This is a genomic window from Shewanella sp. SG41-3 (assembly GCF_014164545.1).
GTDB classification, from domain to species: domain Bacteria; phylum Pseudomonadota; class Gammaproteobacteria; order Enterobacterales; family Shewanellaceae; genus Shewanella; species Shewanella vesiculosa.
In genome coordinates, this window is record NZ_JACJFJ010000002.1 from 428,920 (window position 1) to 449,380 (window position 20,461).

Annotated in this window: 14 protein-coding genes; 5 read left to right on the forward strand and 9 right to left on the reverse strand. The window is 40.7% G+C overall.

From position 1 onward, the window contains the following. Positions 1-2 precede the first annotated feature (2 nt). Positions 3-1,025 carry a DUF2817 domain-containing protein gene (locus tag H5164_RS05145; protein WP_182755083.1) on the reverse strand — a complete coding sequence of 341 codons (1,023 nt, stop codon included), beginning with the start codon at positions 1,023-1,025 and terminating at the stop codon, positions 3-5. Between the two features lie 245 nt (positions 1,026-1,270). Here H5164_RS05145 and H5164_RS05150 point away from each other — a divergent pair, with 245 nt between their 5' ends. Continuing rightward, positions 1,271-2,485 carry a 4Fe-4S binding protein gene (locus tag H5164_RS05150; RefSeq protein ID WP_182755085.1) on the forward strand — a complete coding sequence of 405 codons (1,215 nt, stop codon included), beginning with the start codon at positions 1,271-1,273 and terminating at the stop codon, positions 2,483-2,485. A gap of 74 nt (positions 2,486-2,559) precedes the next feature. On the opposite strand, the gene H5164_RS05155 is transcribed toward H5164_RS05150, so the two are convergent. The 8 genes from H5164_RS05155 to H5164_RS05190 form a co-directional block, all read right to left on the reverse strand. Then, positions 2,560-4,029 (reverse strand): carbon starvation protein A, encoded by a 1,470-nt coding sequence (locus H5164_RS05155; protein WP_124015514.1) that lies wholly within the window; start codon positions 4,027-4,029, stop codon positions 2,560-2,562. Between the two features lie 227 nt (positions 4,030-4,256). After that, a complete protein-coding gene (locus H5164_RS05160; protein WP_124015513.1) occupies positions 4,257-6,839 on the reverse strand; it encodes an acylase in 2,583 nt (860 codons plus the stop codon). Positions 6,840-7,175: 336 nt separating this feature from the next. Continuing rightward, the gene (locus tag H5164_RS05165; protein ID WP_124015512.1) at positions 7,176-7,691 is read right to left on the reverse strand and encodes a VF530 family protein; all 516 of its coding nucleotides are present in this window, start codon (positions 7,689-7,691) and stop codon (positions 7,176-7,178) included. A gap of 433 nt (positions 7,692-8,124) precedes the next feature. Continuing rightward, a complete protein-coding gene (locus H5164_RS05170) occupies positions 8,125-11,043 on the reverse strand; it encodes a PAS domain S-box protein (protein WP_182755087.1) in 2,919 nt (972 codons plus the stop codon). 44 nt (positions 11,044-11,087) lie between these two features. Beyond that, on the reverse strand, positions 11,088-12,827 hold the full coding sequence (locus tag H5164_RS05175) for a bifunctional diguanylate cyclase/phosphodiesterase (RefSeq protein WP_182697529.1): 1,740 nt from the start codon (positions 12,825-12,827) through the stop codon (positions 11,088-11,090). After that, on the reverse strand, positions 12,820-13,257 hold the full coding sequence (locus tag H5164_RS05180; protein WP_124015509.1) for a response regulator: 438 nt from the start codon (positions 13,255-13,257) through the stop codon (positions 12,820-12,822). The genes H5164_RS05175 and H5164_RS05180 overlap by 8 nt, the downstream gene beginning before the upstream one ends. A 332-nt stretch (positions 13,258-13,589) precedes the next feature. Next, complete coding sequence (locus H5164_RS05185) at positions 13,590-14,573, reverse strand: MDR family oxidoreductase (protein ID WP_182697530.1); 984 nt, start codon at positions 14,571-14,573, stop codon at positions 13,590-13,592. 89 nt (positions 14,574-14,662) lie between these two features. Beyond that, on the reverse strand, positions 14,663-15,304 hold the full coding sequence (locus H5164_RS05190) for a TetR/AcrR family transcriptional regulator (RefSeq protein WP_259395604.1): 642 nt from the start codon (positions 15,302-15,304) through the stop codon (positions 14,663-14,665). 1,060 nt (positions 15,305-16,364) lie between these two features. Here H5164_RS05190 and H5164_RS05195 point away from each other — a divergent pair. The 4 genes from H5164_RS05195 to H5164_RS05210 are packed head-to-tail and all read left to right on the forward strand — an operon-like array spanning position 16,365 to position 20,406. Further along, positions 16,365-16,541: a hypothetical protein gene (locus H5164_RS05195; RefSeq protein WP_165870053.1), complete on the forward strand. Its 177-nt coding sequence runs from the start codon at positions 16,365-16,367 to the stop codon at positions 16,539-16,541. Between the two features lie 3 nt (positions 16,542-16,544). After that, a complete protein-coding gene (gene putP, locus H5164_RS05200) occupies positions 16,545-18,041 on the forward strand; it encodes a sodium/proline symporter PutP (RefSeq protein ID WP_124015506.1) in 1,497 nt (498 codons plus the stop codon). Between the two features lie 14 nt (positions 18,042-18,055). Further along, entirely contained in the window at positions 18,056-19,162 is a 1,107-nt protein-coding gene (proB, locus tag H5164_RS05205) for a glutamate 5-kinase (protein ID WP_124015505.1), read from the forward strand. After that, complete coding sequence (locus H5164_RS05210) at positions 19,159-20,406, forward strand: glutamate-5-semialdehyde dehydrogenase (protein ID WP_182697533.1); 1,248 nt, start codon at positions 19,159-19,161, stop codon at positions 20,404-20,406. Before proB ends, H5164_RS05210 begins: the two co-directional genes overlap by 4 nt. Positions 20,407-20,461 lie beyond the last annotated feature (55 nt).

The following is a 20,461-nucleotide window of genomic DNA, read 5'->3' on the forward strand; positions in this document are numbered from 1 at the left end:
CCTCACTTAGCCTTTTTAGACCAGAAGCGCTTAGCTTGTTGAGTCAATTGTGTCAGTTGTTGGGGGTTTATTTGTTCAATAATTTGCGCATAAGCTGCATCTATAATGAACTGCATTAATACCAGGTGACGGCGTAAAATACGTTGATGCCGATGTGTTTTTTGCGGATTAAAATAACCAGAGAAGTTAAATAGCTGACGTGGATTTTTACGTACCCAAGCCCACGAGCCCATTTCTAAGGTTAACGGAATAAACGGTTTCCCGCTGACATTACTCGCCACCAAATAATCCCAAATATCACCGTGGGTACGATAGAAATGGCTTTGAGGTGCTAACTGATAATGGCTGTGATGCGGATAGCCTTTTTCGAACAACTGCATTAACTGATAAATATAACCTATGCCTTCAAAGGGTTGTCGAGTATGCGCATGTGGAAACCACAAATGATCCTGTAAACCAAAACCTGAGTGAGCATCGAGCACCATAACACTGCTGCTGTCTTGCTGTAATTGTTGCACATAGCTCACTAACGCATGGGTTTCTAGCTCCATACCATTTTGCCCTCGATACCAAGGCAAACGCGGCGAAAGTCGCTGACCGCCGACGAGAAAGGTCACGTCTTCATCTGAATCAATGGGAGCATTACGCATTAAATCAACATTGTTACCATTGCCTCGGCTGCCACGCAAAAAGCCAACCGGATTCACCACGGGGACAAAGGCTAAGCGCACGTGTTGCAATAATTGCTGTAAGTGAGTATCCCATGGTAACCGATTGAGTAAGCTGTCTAAAAAGGCCAAAATCACTTGGGCACCGATACGCTCAACCCCATGGACCCCGCCAACAAACAATACCGTAGGACATGGCTGTTTCTGTTGACCTAGCTCAATGGCTGTAACCGACAATTTTTCACCACGGTAATATAAATCTGCCAAGGACTGATGGCGAAATTGCTGCTGATGCTGAGCAATCAAGCGCTTTAAGGTGTCTATCTCGAAGGAATGCTCAAATGAAAACCTAGCCATTAGCCACTTTTTACTGTCACAAAATCATCTTAATACGTTAACGAAAAAATAAGACAGGTTAATGACAATCAATTGAAACAAGCTAATTAACACAAGACTTAACAATGTTTACATAAATAGAACAAATCAATATAGATCATATATTTAGAAAACTATTATTAAGTTTGGCGACCCAACTCACATTCGCTTGAATGCTGAGGTTTTATCATTATTAACCGAGAGAACCACAGCACAGGCATTGGATAATGAGCACAATTGAATCAATCACCTTAATGCTAGCCCTAGTGTATAGCACTAGCCTACTGTATTGGAGTGGCAAAAAATGGGGGGCACTCGCTAGCGGAGCATTATTACTTGGTGCCACCTTAGCCAGTTTTTTTTGGCCATTATTGCTCCTATTGCTCGTGTCAGTATTAATCGTCACCGCAGTAGGGCAATACCAACCTGCATTTGCTAATGCTGAAGGTAGACCCAATCAAGTACGTGAAATTTGCCAACATTTTTTTGCCCTGGCGATGTTATTAGTCGGGGTGCAATATGCCATCAACGCAGGCTTATTATATGCAGGAGAAACACCTTGGTTAATGCGACCCGATATCGGTGATGCATTTTTACCTATTGCTGGCGGCATAGAACTTAAAGCAATTTTAACCTTAGGCCTGTGGGATCAAAATCACCCCGCGGCTGTAGTGATGCTCTGTGTCGTACTACTTACCGGTGTGGTGTGCAAACGCGCTTTTTGTGGCTGGGCTTGCCCGCTGGGACTTGCTGGTGAATACCTGTATAAACTCAGAAAGCGTGTTATTCATGCTGAACTATTACCACCAGCATGGATTGACTGGCCACTGAGAATGGTCAAGTATTTGCTACTCGCAGCGCTGATTTATTTGGTCATTTCTATGCCATCGGCAAGTATTCCACACTACTTAGAGGGCAATTATCACAAAGTAGCTGACTTAAAAATGGCTGTGTTTTTTATGATGCCATCCATAGTGGCACTAATAGGTTTTAGTATTATCTTTGCCTTAGCAGCATGGCGTCGCCAAGGTTTTTGCCGTTATATTTGCCCCTATGGCGCACTGTTAGGTATTGTCAGTTTTTTAAGCCCATTCAAAATACGCCGCGATACTCAACATTGTTTAATTGATGCCAAAGGCATGAGTTGCGATAAATGTACTCGCGCATGCCCTGCTAATATATCAGTGCATACTCAAAAAAATATTCGCTCCGACGAGTGCCAAGCCTGTATGCGTTGTGTATCAGCTTGTCCAAAAAAACAAGCTCTACAATTTAGTACTCGTAATGGTATTCAGCTATCCGCCAGAGGGATATTAATAGTGTTGCTGACCACTATGTTTATGTTACCGCTATTTGCTTACGTCAGTGGCTACTGGCACAGTCAAACACCCAATAGTATTAAGATGGAACTGATACAAAAGCTTGATCGTGTGGGTCACTAATCACATCGATTTTTAGCTGAACAATAAAAAGGGCTGCATTAAGCAGCCCTTTGAATGAATTAACGCTGTAAAAATTATGCAGCAGGAGTCACTTTACGCTTATTGTGCGCAATAATCAGAGCAATAAGACACACTACCCCCACCACGATACCGGCTGGCTGGCTCATCTCTTGTGGAAAACCTAAGCCAATACCGGCGGTTAAAATGTACGACAGAGTCACACAAGTACCGATAATAGCAGGCAGACTAACAATCCAATGGAACGCGCCGCGATCAAACAGATACTTAGTCGCTAGCCACAATACGCTGGTAGATAACAACATATTAGAGAATGCGAAGTAACGCCAAATTAACGTAAAGTCAATTTTGGTCATAAAGTAAGCGATAATTAACACAGGTACCGCAACTAACAGACGGTTAGTCATGCTTTGTGGAATTTTAAACGCATCGATAATGGTTAGACGTAACGATCTAAATGCAGTATCACCAGATGTAATAGGGAATACAGCAACCGCGATAACCGCCATAATACCACCTATAACACCTAAGTAAGTGGTTGCGACTTGGTTAACCACCATACCCGGGCCACCTTGAGCAAGAATAGCTTTTAGCTCAACATAACCACCAGGGAATGCAGCAATACCCGCTGTTGCCCATACACAAGCAACAATACCTTCAGCAACCATGGCGCCATAATACACTGGACGAACATACTTTTCGTTGGTTAAACAACGGGCCATAATCGGAGCTTGCGTTGAATGGAAACCACTGATGGCACCACAAGTAATGGTGACAAACAATAATGGCCATACAGGTAAACCGTCTGGATTAGGCTCTAATAAATCATTGTTGTAGTGGCTGTGATTAAAGTAAGCAAACACATCGCCAAATTCTGGAAGTTGTGGCGCATGGATTAATAACGCCACTGCAATAGAGGTTGTCATCACTATCATTAGCGCGCCAAAAAAAGGATAAAGCTTAGTAATAATTTTGTCTATCGGCAGTAATGTTGCGAAGAAGTAGTAAGCTAAAATAACTAATACCCAAAAGGTATTATTAGCAAAAATAGTATCTTTAAAATAATCTAAGTTACTCAGCAAACCTGCTGGGCTCATGATAAACACCACGCCAACAAAGAACAGCAGCATAGCGGTAAAGATCAACATGGCCGCTTTAAAGTAGATGTTAAAATAATGCCCTGCAATTTCAGGTAAGCTTTTACCGTCTTCCTTAATGCTCATTACGCCAGAAAAATAATCGTGTACTGCACCACCCAGTATATTACCCAGCACAATCCACACCAGTGCAATAGGGCCGTACAACGCACCTAAAATGGGGCCGAATATCGGTCCAACTCCGGCAATATTAAGAAATTGAATTAAAAACGCTTTCGCTGGATGAACAGGAACATAGTCAACACCATCTTCAAAACGCGCTTGGGGGGTTTTTGCGTTAGGGTCAATACCAGCTTGTCGTTCTACAAACGGACTATAAAACTTGTATGCAAGCAGCAGCACGCCAATACAAATAAGAAAAATCAACATTGTTTTGTTATCCCATTAATTATAATAATATTTAGTTGTGAGTTTGTTGTAGTTACAAGAATAGGTCAAGCTAGGTCTTCTTATACCAAAGTAGGGGTTGATAATCTAAAAGCGGCACAGAATGGGGCTAATTTGATAGCTTTATTGATTTTAATCACAAACTTAGTTAATTGTTGATGGAAAACCAACCTGCAACTAACAGGTTGGTTTATTTGGTCTGACCACTACTAATTTCGTTGGTAGGTCAGCTCTGTAGTGGATTCAAGTGATGCTTGGATCTCTGCCTCAGTGAATAACAATGGACGTAACTGCTTTTGTGTAGAATACAATTCACTCTGATCAGAAAAGCTCGGGCTTAGTACGTTACTCGATTCCGAATAAGTCAAAATACCTTTTGCTTTAGGACCATCATCAGTAAAGCTGACGGTCATCATCCAACTTGAACCATAACGCACTTGATATCCTTGTGCGGTTAATCCTGATGCTGTCGCTTTACCTGTCACAACATCTAATACTGGTGCGTATTTATGTTGAGGGATTAAGGTGTCATCACCAGATAAGCTGGTTGAAAATACGTTGAATCCCCCCTCAGCATTATGACTACCAGGCCAAGGTAACTTAACCCCAGAAGCACTGCCATCAGGGAGTGACTTTTCAACAAATTGCACGTCCCCTAATGCAGCATCAACAGCAAAGCCTGCCGCTTCGAGATTCAACGCAGCATGGGCTAAAGCCATTAATGCGCTGCCATCAGTATTAAGCTTATTAGGTGTGCTTGCGGCGCTCATATAATCAAACGGCTCAGTTAACATAGTATTTTGATCAAATTGATGGGCAAACTCACGAATTAACGCTCCCCCTTTACTGTCATTATCTTGTTTACCGTTCCAGGCTTTTAATGCTGCACACGATGCTGAGATATCTTTAGACAATGTTGCACTCACCATCACAGGCGTAGAACCTTGTTGATCACATTGGCTAATTAAATCAGTTAACACTATTTCAGCGAGATAGGCGCGGTTAGATAACAAAGCAGCTTCTAATTCGTCAATATTAAATTTCCCGTCATCACCCGCGGCATCATTCATTAAGGTTAACCCCATGCGAGTGCGGAGCGACAATGGGCCTCGTTCTGGTCCGTATAAAGGAGAGAAGTTTTCTAAAGGAGCGGCAAGGTTGGTCGACCAAAATGAGTTATTTGAATTTTGTACAAAGTCACTTCGCTCAAGCTTAGGCGCACGCTCGTAAGGCATAGGCTCGCTAAAACTAAATGCGGAGGTATTACCAGGTAAAATAGTAAATCCTGCCTGTGCTTTAGCCGCAACAATCGCTGGGGTGGTTCTAATAATATCGATCATTAAATCAGAAAAACCCGGCACAGTAGAATCATCAATATAAAATGCATTACCTTCTTTATCGGCATACATGGTGTTATTGAATATTACCCCATCATAATTTTTAAACGCTTGTTGAAATTCATCTTTATTGCTAGCGAGGTTCATGGCTAACCAATGATCAATCGGATCCTTGTTGGCCATATTGGCATCTTGAATAAAGAAAGCTTGGCCATCATCCCACCCAAACGGCGCTAATGTGGGCGGCGCTTCAACCATTGGACCTTTAGCTGTGGTATAAATATCTTTTTCCGCCACCAGCATGCCTGCCGCGCCGCCATTAACTAATATCGAAACCGTTTCTTTGGTGATCGGCAATGGCGACCCGTCATACAAATATTGCAATCTATCACCTGAAACTAACTCAAGATTATACATTACAAAGTGTTCGGCGGTAGAAAAGGTATGCGTCCAAGCAACATCTTTGTTAAAGCCTATGTTAACCAACCCTGGCATGCCGACTAACGAACCGCCCATCACATCCATTTGTCCTGGTATGGTTAAATGTGACTGCCAAAAGCGTAAATTACCAGTATGCGGAAAATGTGGATTACCCAACACCATACCTTTGCCATTTTCGGTTTTGTCTTTGCCTAATCCCCAACCATTAGATCCCAAATTACGAGGATTCGTTTCTGGAGTGGTAATGTTTGCTGCACGGGCAATTAAGGTGTTGTTCATATCATGTACAAACGCGGTCTGTGCTGCAGACGGTGCCGGCCCCACTATACGCGGTAAATATTCTTGGCCATCACCGGGGTTAGCATAAAAAATCAAATCTAAAAAGTTTGCCGCACCAGGTAATAATGCGATAGAAAATAAATAGCTGGCCACATCAACACCGGTAATGGGTTTAACCCACGGCTGACCGGCGCAAAATGGCTCGCCGGTTTGAGTCCCGGCTTCTATGTCGCTAAGATATTGATTATATCCAGCACTAAACCCTTCCATTAGTGCTCGCGAATTATAACTAAACTGCGAATATTGGTTTTCAGCAAGCTGTCGTATTTTTAACGCTTTATATGCAAAGTCGGAAATGAGGTTACCGTTGTCTTCACTGGTCGGAAGACCTGTTGTAAAATCAAGCGATGCATGAGGACCAAAGTACATCGACCGTTCTGAATTGGCTTTGATAAATCCATCCGCCATCACGCATAAATTATCCTGCGCTTGGGCATAACCGTTACCGAAACCAAGACTTTCTAAATTGTCAGCGGTAATGTGCGGCACCCCATATTGGGTACGACGAATTTGCGCTTTTAAAGTGCCATTAGGAGCAAAAGCTTGCAGTAGAGGAGCGGCTTCAGGCTCAGGTGTGACTTGAGGTGTTTTACCGTATTGAGTGTCGTCACCGCAACCAACAATAACCACGCTAGATGCGATACCCATGGCGAGTAAGGTTTTATTCAGTTTCATTATTATTATCCTGTTGTATCCCAATGCTAATAGCAAAATGGGTGAGGTACTTAATCCCTTATGCCTCAAATTAAGCTAACAGCACGACCAACATAACCCCAGTTACCTTGATACGAATGCGCCGTAGTTAATTACAACAAAGACATGCATTTCTATTTAAGCAATCATTGTGTCGCGTGTCTACACCTTGACAAAAATAGCCAACCTAATCTTAGAAAGGCACTGAACGCTATATCGCTAACTAAGATATAATTTATGCCCAATAAAAAACGCAACCCAAAAATATTATGATTATCTTTGGGTTGCGTTAGTATGGACATGAGATTAATCGAGCCGTTATTTATTCCACGGATTGTTTGGATCAAATGTCGGCTGAGGCTTATTTTTATTACTACGCTGTGTCGCTGCATCGCTGTCATTTGAACGACTCGATGATGAATATGAAACTGATGACGGAGAAGCATATGAACGACTTTGATTATGCTTCATTTGTTCATAATCGGCGGTTGCTTTGGCTTTCATTTCTGCGACTAACTCAACCGTTAAAGGTTGCGGTTTGCGTGGTAAAATACCGTCAGCAAAGCCACGTTCTCGGGGTTTTAGTTCAAATTGTGCAGAGTTACCTTTTGGCATACGCTTAAAACGATACAAATAAAAATTTTCAACGCGTTCTCTGGCCCATTCGGTTTTTTTAAGAAACTTAACACAAGCTTCTATATTGGGATTAGTGTTGAAACATTCTAAACGCAACGCGGCGTATAAAATTTTCCAATCATAAAATGCCACTAACTCAGAAATCATCGTTTCTGATTTTAAACCGTGAAGTGGATTATTTTGCTGCAGTTCTACCATGTTTTCTCATGACCTCAAAAAGCTGTCTCTACAATCTACATAGTTTACCGTGAAATGACGCTATCGTCTTTATGCATCTTGCATAGTCGCTGATGCGCATTGAAATTAAATGGACTTTCTTACAGATGACGCTTCACTATCACTTATTTCATTATTAAGCGTATAAGCGATAAATAGTGACACCCAAATAAACAACTTTATAAATTAACCAAACATCGCCTCCAAAAGACTCAACAGATACGCTAACTGTTGAGTTATCCGTAGGGGCTAAACATTTCAGTTTATGTGGCGATTTACAGCGGAATTTAGCTTACCAATCAGGTGCCAAGCTAAGTTGCTGAACTAAAAAGCTGAGCTAAAGTGCTAAACTAAAGTGCTGAGGCGCCTATAAAATCTTTTTTCAAGAATGATCCATACGATGGCAAAATTAACACTACTCGACATCTCTGGAGTTAGGCATCAAGTTTTGTATTTCCATTGGCCAAGTAAACTTGAAACAAGCGCCCTTTTGCACACTCGTATCTAAGCTAATTTCGCCCCCCATGGCGACCACTATCTTTTTCACAATCGCTAATCCCATGCCACTGCCTTCCACTTCATCTCGAGGTTTTAAGGTGGTGAACATGGTAAATATTTTCTCAGAGAACTCATCAAGTATCCCTGGGCCATCATCTCTAACCACAAATTCATAAAAAGGAGCGTTCACCACCATAGATACATATACAGTGCCTTTTCCGGTGTCATGATGTTTAATCGCATTATTAATCAGGTTTCTTATCACTTGCTCAAGTGGCACACTAGCAGTCGTTATGTCGGTTGTCGCGGACTCAAACTCCAGCGAAAAGGCATTTTTGGTATTGCATAAATCAAACACATTTTCGACCACAGACTTTATATTAATTGAATGAATAACATCGCCTTTTTTGCCCGCTCTTGAATAGGAGAGTAAGTCATCTAACAGTTTTTCCATCCGGCTAATACGACCACGCATTAAGCGTAAATGCTCAGCATCTTCATCTTCTAATTTGTCTTTTAAATCTTCTTCTAACCAGCTGGCTAATTGATCAATGCCGCGTAAAGGCGATTTAAGATCATGCGAGGCAACGTAGGCAAAGTTATCCAGTTCGGTATTACTTCTGGAAAGTTCCTCAATGAAATATTTGCGTTCTGAAATATCTTGCATGGTTCCTGCAAGCCTAACGGCTTTACCATTTTCATACTCTATAGTGCCCGCAACCTTGACCCATATGAGCTTATTGGCAGCATTAGTAAAACGCACCTCAACATTCCAATCTTTCCCCATTTCAATGGCTTCTATAAGGGTTTTGCGGATAATCGGTTGTGAATCTGGCGTATAAAATGCAATTGCTTCGTCTAGAGATAATTTAGAACCCAATGGCAAGCCATGAATACGATAGGTCTCTTCAGAATAAAACAACTCGTTGGTGATTAAATCGAGCTCCCAGCCACCAATGCCAGCCATTTTACTGGTGCGGTCTAAATTTTCGGTGACCTTTTTTAATGCGCTTGCTTCGAGTTCGCTATCCGTTAAATCAACAATAGATGAAAGCAGTTTTTTACCTTTATGCGTTTCAATAGTGCATAACCCAATGGATAACGGGAATATAGTGCCATCTTTGCATAAACCACTAATATAATAGCGTTCGGTATCAATCTCTTCACCTGCGGCAATAAAGAACGATTGTCGCCAGGCTAAATGCTGTTCACGAAAAGACTCAGGCACCAGCATAGCAATATTGTTACCTAAGAGATCGTCTCTTGAATAACCAAACAGCCTCTCAGTCTGTTTATTAACTAACTCAATAACGCCATTATAATCAACCAGCAAAACCGCATTGGGTAAGGTATCTACAACCATCTCAAACAAATGCTCTAATTGCCTTCTCAATGTGATGTCAACAATACCGCAAATAGCTTGTAACTCACCCTTATATTCAATAACACTCAAACCTATCTCAAGCGGTACTTCTTTGGCGGTTTTGTGTAAGCCATATAATTCTCGACCGCCGCCCATTAATTTAGTTTCAGGTGCAGAGAAAAACGCTTGCATAAAATTAGGGTGTACATGACAAAACCTTGCCGGTAATAGTACATTCATCGATTGGCCTAACAACTCACCTTGAGAGTAGCCAAAAATACGTTCAACTTGAGTATTGGCGAGGGTGATAATACCTTGTCGATTAACCACCATAATACCATTAGGGGCATGGCTTAATATTGAGTTTAGTTCTTGCTCCATAGTCAAAACAGTATTGAGGTGTTGTTGCTTAGCCTTTAATGCGACTTCATTTTTTGTGTTCTTCAATAGCAGTATTAAAATGCCAATAATGACCCAATACCAAAAAATCACCGTGAGTGTTTTGGTTATTGCTAGGTGATTATTTGCCACCGCAAGCACCACCACTTTTCGCTGTGTATTGGTGCTATCTAAGTAAACATTCTCCTCAGAAAAAAATAATACCTTAAGCCAACTAAAAAAATCACTGTCATCCTTGGTGAGGTACATACCGTCACCAACATCAGTAAAATCGTCTTCTAGTGTGTATCGTTGACCAATATCAAAGCCAAAGGTTTTCGTCTTATCTGGATGAAGTAAGTAATCACCAGCATCATTGACTAAATAGATATTAATATTTGAGTAAGTGCTGGTGATATCTAGTTGAGAAAATAGTACTTCAGCAGACACATTAATCACGATTTGCCCAATCGATTCTTTTTGCGGTTTCGCTTGAGAAAAAACTAATGTACTCACCCGCATTACCGGTAAGTAAGGGAAGACAAGTGAGCCATTTTCTTGATTGAGATTAAAAGGCGATACGTATACATCACCCTCTTGTAATTTTTGAGCTTCAATAAAATAATCTCTATCACTTTTTTGTTGTAAAGATGAATCAGGTAACGCGATTACGCTACCTTTCATTCGTTCTACTCGAATCGTCTCAAAGCCCGTTTTACTATCAATAAAACGCGCTTGTTCTAGCTCAGGAATACTTTGAATATAATATTTAAATACGTCTTTTAAGTGAGCAATATGGGTATTAAATTGGGCTTGCTGTTCAGTGTCTAATACTGGTTGGTGAGCAAGTGATGCAATGCCTTTTACATCAGGCAGTTTAGATAGGAATAAAGTTTCACGTTTTAAGTTATCTATGTGTTCTCTAAGTATGTCGGCTTTCGCGCGCGCGACGGTATCAATTTCACGCTGTATCGAGCCGACTTCTTGCCAATAAACAAAATGACAAATAATCAGCATTAACACTGCCGCAAATACAAAAGTGATTGCCGATGAATGCGGTTTAATACGATTTAACAAAGGTATTTGCTTTAACATAATTATCTCAATAGTGTTTCATTACCAAATATGCAGTTCACTCACTATATGGCTAAATATTTAGCTTCAAAATCTGCGGCGCAAATCGGTTTAGAATAATAATAACCTTGTATCAAATCGCAGCCTTGAGATTGGCAAAAATCAAGCTGCTCTGCAGTTTCTACCCCTTCGGCAATCACACATAGTCCAAGGTATTTAGCAAAGTTAATCATGGCTTCAAGCACTTTATCTTGGGATTTTTTTTGCTTATAGGCAGCAATAAAACTCTTATCCACTTTTAAAGAATGAATAGGAAACAGGTGTAAATGTTTAATCGATGAATAGCCGGTACCAAAGTCATCCAAAGCTAATTTTACATTTTTTCTGGTCAGCTCATGGAGCCTTTCAACTATGTTTTCAGGGCTATGAATAATCGAGCTTTCAGTAATTTCTAGCTCTAAACAACATGGTGATAATTGACTCGATTCTAAGGCATGAGAAACTAAACTGAGCAATCGCACATCTTGTAATTGTAAGGCAGACAAATTGACCGATATGGTCAGCTCTTCGTCTAAGAGGTTATATTGCAACTGCCATTGCTTTAATTGATTACAAGCCGTTTGTAATACCCACTGACCGATCTCACTAATTAAGTTTAATTCTTCAGCCATATCAAGAAATACGCCTGGCGCTAAAACACCTCGGGTAGGATGATCCCAACGGATCAGTGCCTCAACCCCTTTAACTTTTTTCGTTTTTGTACAAATTTGAGGTTGGTAATAAACTACGAACTGCTCCAATTGCAGCGCATAAGACATTTCTTCTTCAAGAATGGCGTTGCTCTGTGTTTCTTGATGAAGAATATCGGTATACAAACAGAAGTGATTTCGACCGTTCTGCTTAGCTTTATACATGGCAATATCAGCACACTTCATCATTGCTTCAGGTGAAGAGGCAAACTCACCTAACATAGAAATACCAATACTGGCTGTTATCGAAAAAGCCGTATTTCCGACTTGTAAAGGAGGGGTCAATGCATCAATAACTTGAGTGGCAATGGCGAATGTTTGTTGCTCTGAATCAATATTATTCGCCAAAATAACGAATTCGTCACCGCCAAGACGCGCTAAACAATCACCGTCTTTAATTACTGAAGCTAATCTAGTGGCTACGTTTTGTAACAGCTTATCCCCAGTAAAATGGCCTAATGTGTCATTCACTTTTTTAAAATTGTCTAAATCGATAAACAGAAGCGCGATGTTATCACCGGTGAATAAAACTCTAGTACAAGCATCTTTAAGTGTTTTCTCAAAAGTATAACGATTGATTAATTGTGTTAATGAATCTCTATTTGCTAGCCATTCTAATGCGTTATTTTTCTCACGCACTACGCCTTCAAGAAACTGACGATGTTGCGCCTGACGGATAGTTCTCATTAAACGTTCGGAATTGACCTCGGTTTTTAACAGGAAGTCGTGCGCGCCAACATTGAGTGCATTTAATGATAAAATTTCATCTTCATGCTGACTCACCATAATAATCGTTGCGTCTGTTTTTTTTCGCGCTAATAGAACTTTAATTAATGCTAAACCGTCAATATCTGGCAACCGGTAATCAATCAAGAGCACATCAACAATGTTGTTTTCGAACTGAGCGATCCCTTCTGCGCCTGTTTTGGCCTCTATTATAATAATAGGCCGATGACTGGACATTAAAGCACGCCTAATTGATTTCCTATCCACAAGGTCGTCATCGATAATTAACAGCGTGATTGGTAACTCTTGGTTAGCAGCGACGTTATTCATTGTACGGCAACTCCACTACACGCCAATAATGCCCCAACATATCAACAATGTTCAAAAAGGATTCGCCAACTTGTTTTTTGACTATGTATCCAGCAACATTTTTTTTGTAGGCTAACATTTTATCTTGATCGTCACTTGAAGTAGTCAATATAAAGACAACACTTCCGCATAGGTCATCGTCAGCACGGAGTTCTTTCAAAAAGTCGATTCCGCCCATTCGAGGCATATTGATATCAAGTAAAATAATATAAGGTTTGGCAATGGCTTTTTTACGAAGCAGTTCTAGCGCTTCGATACCATCTTTGGCGCGTATGGTGGGATTAGCGATTCTAAGTTTCTTGAGGGCTCTTTCAATACCAAGGACATCTACATCGTCGTCATCAACAATAAATATTGTCACTTGCTTGTGTAGCAGAATGTTCTCGCGCATAAATATTTCATCATCCTTGACATGTTAACCATAATGATTAAGAACTGTTACGGTTCAGTCATCATAAAAATAATCGTAAAATAAAAAAGAGTTAAGATTATAATATTTAAAGTATTTAATGGCCTTATCACGCTGATATCAACACTAAAAATATCTTAATATCAGCGTTTATTTACTGATTGCTTGATACTATCTCACAAACATAATAGTTCAAAAATAAACCACAAATCAATATTAGCTCATCTTAAACAAAATAACCCTACTTAGTCGCATTTTTAATATTTAGCGAGCTAATCGATCATCAACTTAGGCTAACTGATTAAACATGAATGTTAACGATTTACGTCAACAACAACACGGCCGCGAACCTTACCTGCCAATAAGTCACTGGCGACATCAATCGCCTCAATCAAACTGATTTCATGAACTATGTCATCAAAAATGGCAGGATCAAGGATTTCACCAAGACGTTGCCATGCTTCAATACGATCGGCTAACGGTCGCATCACACTGTCAACACCCGCTAACGTCACACAGCGTAAAATGAAAGGCGCGACACTCGCTGGAAAATCCATCCCCTGTGCTAAACCACATGCAGCCACAGTCCCACCATATTTTGTACTGGCACACACATTGGCTAATGTATGACTGCCAACAGAATCTACCGCCCCAGCCCAACGCTCCTTAGCCAAAGGTCGACCAGCTTCTGATAAGCTGGCACGATCAATAATGTCTTTAGCGCCTAACTTTTTCAAATAATCACTTTGATCAACCCGCCCGGTAGATGCCACTACCTGATACCCAAGCTTGGCCAAAATTGCGATAGCAAAACTGCCGACACCGCCATTAGCACCGGTCACTAACACTTCACCCTTATCGGGTGTGACACCATTTTTCTCAAGTGCCATTACACATAACATTGCCGTGTAGCCTGCGGTGCCAATCGCCATGGCTTGCTGCGGGGAAAATGCGCTTGGTAGTGGAATGAGCCATTCACTTTTTAAACGTGCTTTAGTGGCTAAACCACCACAATGGGTTTCACCGACACCAAAACCATTCAATAATACCGTATCACCAGCGGCAAATTTATCACTATCGCTATGTTCGACTACGCCCACTAAATCAATACCAGGCACCATAGGAAATGTTCTCACCACAGGTGCTTTGCCTGTAATAGCGAGGGCATCTTTATAATTAAGCGTGCTATAAAGTACTTTTACCGTTACATCTCCTGCAGGAAGCACATTTTCATCAATGCTTTTCACTGTAGTACGATAACCTTGATCATCTTTTTCAATTAACATGCCATGAAACATTGTCTTCTCCTAATTTAGACTACTCGTCTATTAATGAATACATTTTGAGTGAACTTGTACCAACTTAAAATAGAGTGGCTAAGCTAAAATTACTTGGGTAATGCAGCCATAAAAAGATCGCAGTAATTATCCAGCGGTGTGGCCTGTTGCACCAACTTTGCTCGACTGACAGCCCCTTCCCAACCGACCCAAAAGTTTTCAGCTAAAAGTTGACAGTTTGCACTTTCTGCCAGCTCTCCATGTAATTGCGCCTCTTTAAGACACCGAGCTAGACAGTCTTGCCAACTCACCAATATCTCAATAATTTGCGGCCTAAAACTTTCTGGTAATACGCCAACTTCTTGCCCTAAGTTACCCACTAGACAACCACGCTTAAATTCATAACGGATCATGCCTGCTTTGGCATTGTCGACAAAATTCCTAATTCGCCTTAGTGGCAAAAATGATTCGTCCAGTAAATGAATTTCCAGCTTATGTAAAAAATAGTCGGCATAATTTTTCAATACCGCCTGACCAAATGCTTCTTTACTAGCAAAATAATGATAGAAGGAGCCTTTGGGGACGCCCACTTTTTTTAAAATCGGTTCAATACCCGATGAGGCAAAGCCTTGTTCTGTCAGTTGTTCGAGACCACTTCGAATAAGCTCAGCCCGTGTATCTGGATTATCACGCGACACTTTAGGAGGCCTTCCACGACGGGGTTTCTGGCTTGGACTTATATCTGCACTCATTATTATATCTAAGCTTAAATTGTTCATAATAATCATATTAGACCGAACGTCTAATTAAATACAATATTATTGTGTTTAAGCGCAACCTGGATCTCACATTCTTCAAATATCAACGCTATCACTGGGGCAACTTATGTTAATAATACATCAGATAAATGCCTAAGACTGACTAAACTGAATAAGAATTTTAGATTGTTTAACAAGGTGATACTGGCAAAATCAGGCACTAGTAACCTCGATAAAATGTATCCACTACTTTACATAATCAACTCAACCCCAATTGCAAATCGAGCCGTTAACGCTAAAAGTGGCTTTGCGATACAAACTGTCAACCACAAAAATAATTTGAACAAAAACCATTTGAGCTGTAATTATTAGCAAGATGAACTAATCGATACATCCGCTGCGCGAACGTGCATATTGAATCGAGTAATGGATTAGATAATCGCGCCATAACACAACGTGTCACTTTAACTGAGATGAAAAATCATAGTCGGCAATAACAATAGTGTTATGGCTTTACCATTTATCCTAACCCTCTATATGCATCAATAAAAAGTGTGTAAATCAATAAAACATAATGAAAAGTCTATTTACTTGTTACACATTAACTATCAAAAAAAACATAAGATGCTGAAATAAAATATAAAAATAATTATTCGATTAATATTTCGATGATTAAACACCCTATCAAAGACTCTAATATGCCAATCAAATGGCCCTAAAACAATAAAACTGATCCTACATATAAATAAAAAATATAATTTACAACAATTTATATTCTCATGAGAGTATTCAGCTACATGATTGAATAATAACAATCGTAAAAAAGCCCTCTCCAGCTCATCAAGTATGGCCCTGTCAGCTCAAATAGCATGGCCAATAACAGCATGCACAGTCGAGATAAAACCCTCTAAAGTAGCCTTATCCGATAATCAATTGGAAATTTGACGTCTAATCATGCTATTATGATTAGACCACTAACTATCTTGGTGGTTTTTTATTGTTAAATTTAAATCCTTAAACAATAAACCGATTAGCTCTAACCCAGGAGGACATTATGTCAACAGGCACTTTAAGCGAAGAAAATCTCATTACGAATATGTGGAACACAGTGACGTTAAAGCTGAAAGAAGCTTCGCAATTATTATGTTTGTGCGCTCTTTTAAGCACCTATCTCTTTGTTATGTTGAAACCTGAAGGGATTCAAAATCACAAAGCGTTGGGAGGCAAATAATTCATGCATTACCTAACCTATGTCTCATTAGCAATTTATTTCATGGTAATGCTAGGCATTGGATTGTTTGCTTATAAACAATCAACAAGCGATGTATCTGGCTATATTTTGGGTGGCCGAAAAGTCAGCCCACAAGTTACCGCACTATCAGCTGGCGCATCGGATATGAGTGGTTGGATGCTTATGGGCTTGCCTGGTGCAATGTTCTTAGTGGGTTTTGAAACCATCTATATTGCAATAGGCCTATTACTTGGTGCTCTGGTTAATTATTTAATTGTCGCGCCAAAACTGAGGGTTTATACCGAAGTAGCGGACAACTCGTTGACCATCCCAGAGTTTTTTGCAAAACGCTTTCATGCACCTAATAGCCATATACGGATTATCGCAGCGGTTATCATTGTCATCTTCTTTACCTTATATACCTCTGCAGGATTAGTTGCTGGCGGAAAGTTATTTGTTTCGGCATTTGATTTAAATTATGAACTTGGTCTGATAGTTACCTTAGGTGTTGTGGTTTCTTACACCCTACTAGGTGGTTTTTTAGCCGTGAGTATGACTGACTTTGTTCAAGGCTGTATTATGTTTGTTGCCTTGGTTTTGGTACCTATTGTTGCCTACCAAGAGTTTAGTAGTGCAGATAAAATGTTGGACTACGCTTATCAGTCGATTCCGCACTTTTCTGATGCTATGCAAAATGTCACCATACTCGGGTTAATTTCTAGTCTTTCTTGGGGATTAGGTTATTTTGGCCAACCGCATATTATTGTGCGTTTTATGGCTATCCGTTCAGTGTCTGATATCAAAATTGCCCGCAGAATTGGCATGAGCTGGATGACAGTCACTATCGTTGGTGCGCTGGCGACAGGTCTTGTTGGTATTGCTTATGCCAATAAATTTGATATGAAAGTCAGTGATCCTGAAACCATCTTTATTATATTTTCAGAATTATTGTTTAACCCTCTAATCAGTGGTTTCTTATTGGCAGCTATTTTAGCCGCAATTATGAGCACGATATCTTCACAGTTATTAGTATCATCAAGCTCACTAACTGAAGATATCTATCGAGTGGTATCAAAGAAAGAATCAACTGAACAAGAAATGGTTAAAATGGGCCGTTATGGTGTAGCAGGCGTAGCCATTGTGGCGAGTTTGTTAGCACTTGATCGTTCTAACAGTATTTTATCGTTAGTGAGTAATGCTTGGGCAGGATTTGGTGCAGCGTTCGGTCCATTAGTATTATTCAGTCTTTATAAACAAAACCTTACTCATAAAGCCGCTGTTGCGGGTATTGTCTCGGGTGCAGCTACCGTCCTCTTTTGGATATATGCTCCTGTACTTGGCGACGGAAAAGCATTAACCAGCGTGATTTATGAAATGATCCCAGGTTTTATTGTTAGTAGCGTAGTGATTTGGATTACCAGTGCTCTTGACTCGGATCCTTGTAATAAAACAGTCGATACCTTCCATGAAGCGAATCGTGTTTTAACCGAGCAACAGTAATGGAGAACAATACTATGTCAACTTCACATTGGAAACGGATTGTGGTTAAAGTGGGAAGCGCATTAATTGCGCCCCATCAACAAGGTTGTAGCAGCCATTATTTGTTAGGTATAGCCCAATTTATCGCGACCTGTCGTGCTCAAGGGTGCCAAGTAGTTTTGGTATCTTCGGGTTCAGTTGCCGCTGGTAAACATCGATTTGCTGAAACTGCAGAGCCAAGTATTTCACTTAAAAAAGCCATGGCTGCAGCAGGCCAGGCAGATATGATGGCGACCTGGGATAAGTTATTTGACTTCCCTTCAGCGCAGCTATTACTGACCCATGGTGATTTACGCGACCGTGACCGTTATATCAGCATTAAAAATACAATTTTTACTCTGTTAGACAATGGCTTGCTGCCCATTATTAACGAAAATGATGCTGTCACAGCAGCCAAATTACGTGTGGGTGATAATGATAATTTATCAGCCATGGTGGCAGCTGCAGCAGATGCTGATGCGTTAATTATTTGCTCTGACGTAAAAGGGCTTTATAACAAAAACCCTAATTTACATGAAGATGCCACACTAATTAAGCAAGTAAGTGAGATTAATGCTGAAATCTACGCAATGGCTGGCGGAGCGACCAGTAGTGTAGGTACTGGCGGGATGCAAACTAAAATCGAAGCGGCAGAGAAAGCGATTTCTCACGGAATTGAAACCATGATTGTCGATGGATTCGACGCAGATACCTTTAATCAACTTTTAAAAGGTCAGAATCCGGGCACGTTATTTACCCCGTATGATGTACCGATGCAAGAACACTTGCATTGGATGATGCATACCTCACAAATTCAAGGTGAGTTAATTGTCGACAATGACTTTAGCGCGGACCTTGAAGAACATGATACCCAACTAACCACTGACGATGTAGTGGCCGTAAGAGGCAACTTTTCCGTCGGCGATACTGTTTTAGTGCGCAAAGGCGATGGCACTAAATTGGCAAAAGCCAAATCAAACTACAGTAGTTGTTTATTACATTTTATTGCAGACCAGGAAGATCGTGAATTTGCCAATAACGCCCAACAAAAAACGGGCCCACTGATCTCTGACAAAAACATCGCCATTTTGGAGCACATATGAGTTTAATTAAAGATTTATCGCAAGCCGCAGCAACAGCTGCACAAACTCTAGCCCTATTAGATGAAAAAGTTAAAAACACCATCTTACTTGATATGGCTCGTGCGCTTAGGGCACACAGCGACGATATCATTAAAGCGAATTTATTAGATCTTGAACACGCCGAAAAAGCTGACTTAGGCGCGGCGATGATAGACAGATTGACACTGACACCTGATCGTATTGAATCCATGGCGGCAGGCATCGAAACCGTTGCGTCATTACCCGATCCTGTCGGTATGGTGCGCGAAATATGCCAGCGACCTAATGGGCTTAACATTCAAAAAATGCGCGTGCCTTTAGGGGTTGTGTGCATGATTTATGAAGCACGCCCTAATGTTACCGCTGATGCCGGTGCGTTATGCTTTAAATCAGGTAATGCTGTGATATTGCGTGGTGGTAAAGAAGCGCTTAATTCAAGTAAAATCATTGCTTCTATCTTACAAAATGTGTTGCAAGTATATCAGTTACCTACCGCACTGATCACAGTTGTACCCGACCCAGATCGCGCTTTAATGCTGGAGCTGATGCAGCAACGTGACTTTATTGACGTGATTATTCCACGCGGTGGAGAAGGTTTGATCAACTTTGTGACAGATAACAGTAAAATCCCTGTTATTCAACACTTTAAAGGTGTTTGTCACTTATATGTCGATAAAGACGCAGACCTCGATATTGCAATGTCTTTATTACTGAATGGTAAAACCCAACGCACCGGCGTATGTAATGCCCTAGAGGGATTACTGGTACATCAAGACGTAGCAGCCACATTTTTACCGAAAGTAGCAGCCGAGCTTGCCGCACATAAAGTACGTATTAATGTCAGCAAGAATGCCCAACAATACTTTGAGCATGCCAATGTTATTAGCGATGATGATTTTGGCCAAGAGTATTTAGATTTAGAAATTGCTATTCGCCAAGTGACTGACTTTGACCATGCGATTAATCATATTCGTCGCTTTGGTAGCCATCACACAGAAGTGATTTGTACTCAAAATGAGTTAACGGCTACGCGTTTTCAACGCACAGTGGATGCCTCAGTCGTGATGGTAAATGCATCATCACGTTTTTCTGATGGTAGCGAACTCGGTCTAGGTGCAGAAATTGGTATTGCGACCAGTAAATTACATGCCTACGGCCCAATGGGCCTTGAGTCACTCACGACTGAGAAATACTTAGTCAGTGGTGAAGGTCAAGTTCGCGCATAATCCAATCGGCACCACAGATAAAAGGCCAAGCGAAAGCATGGCCTTTTCTTTTTAG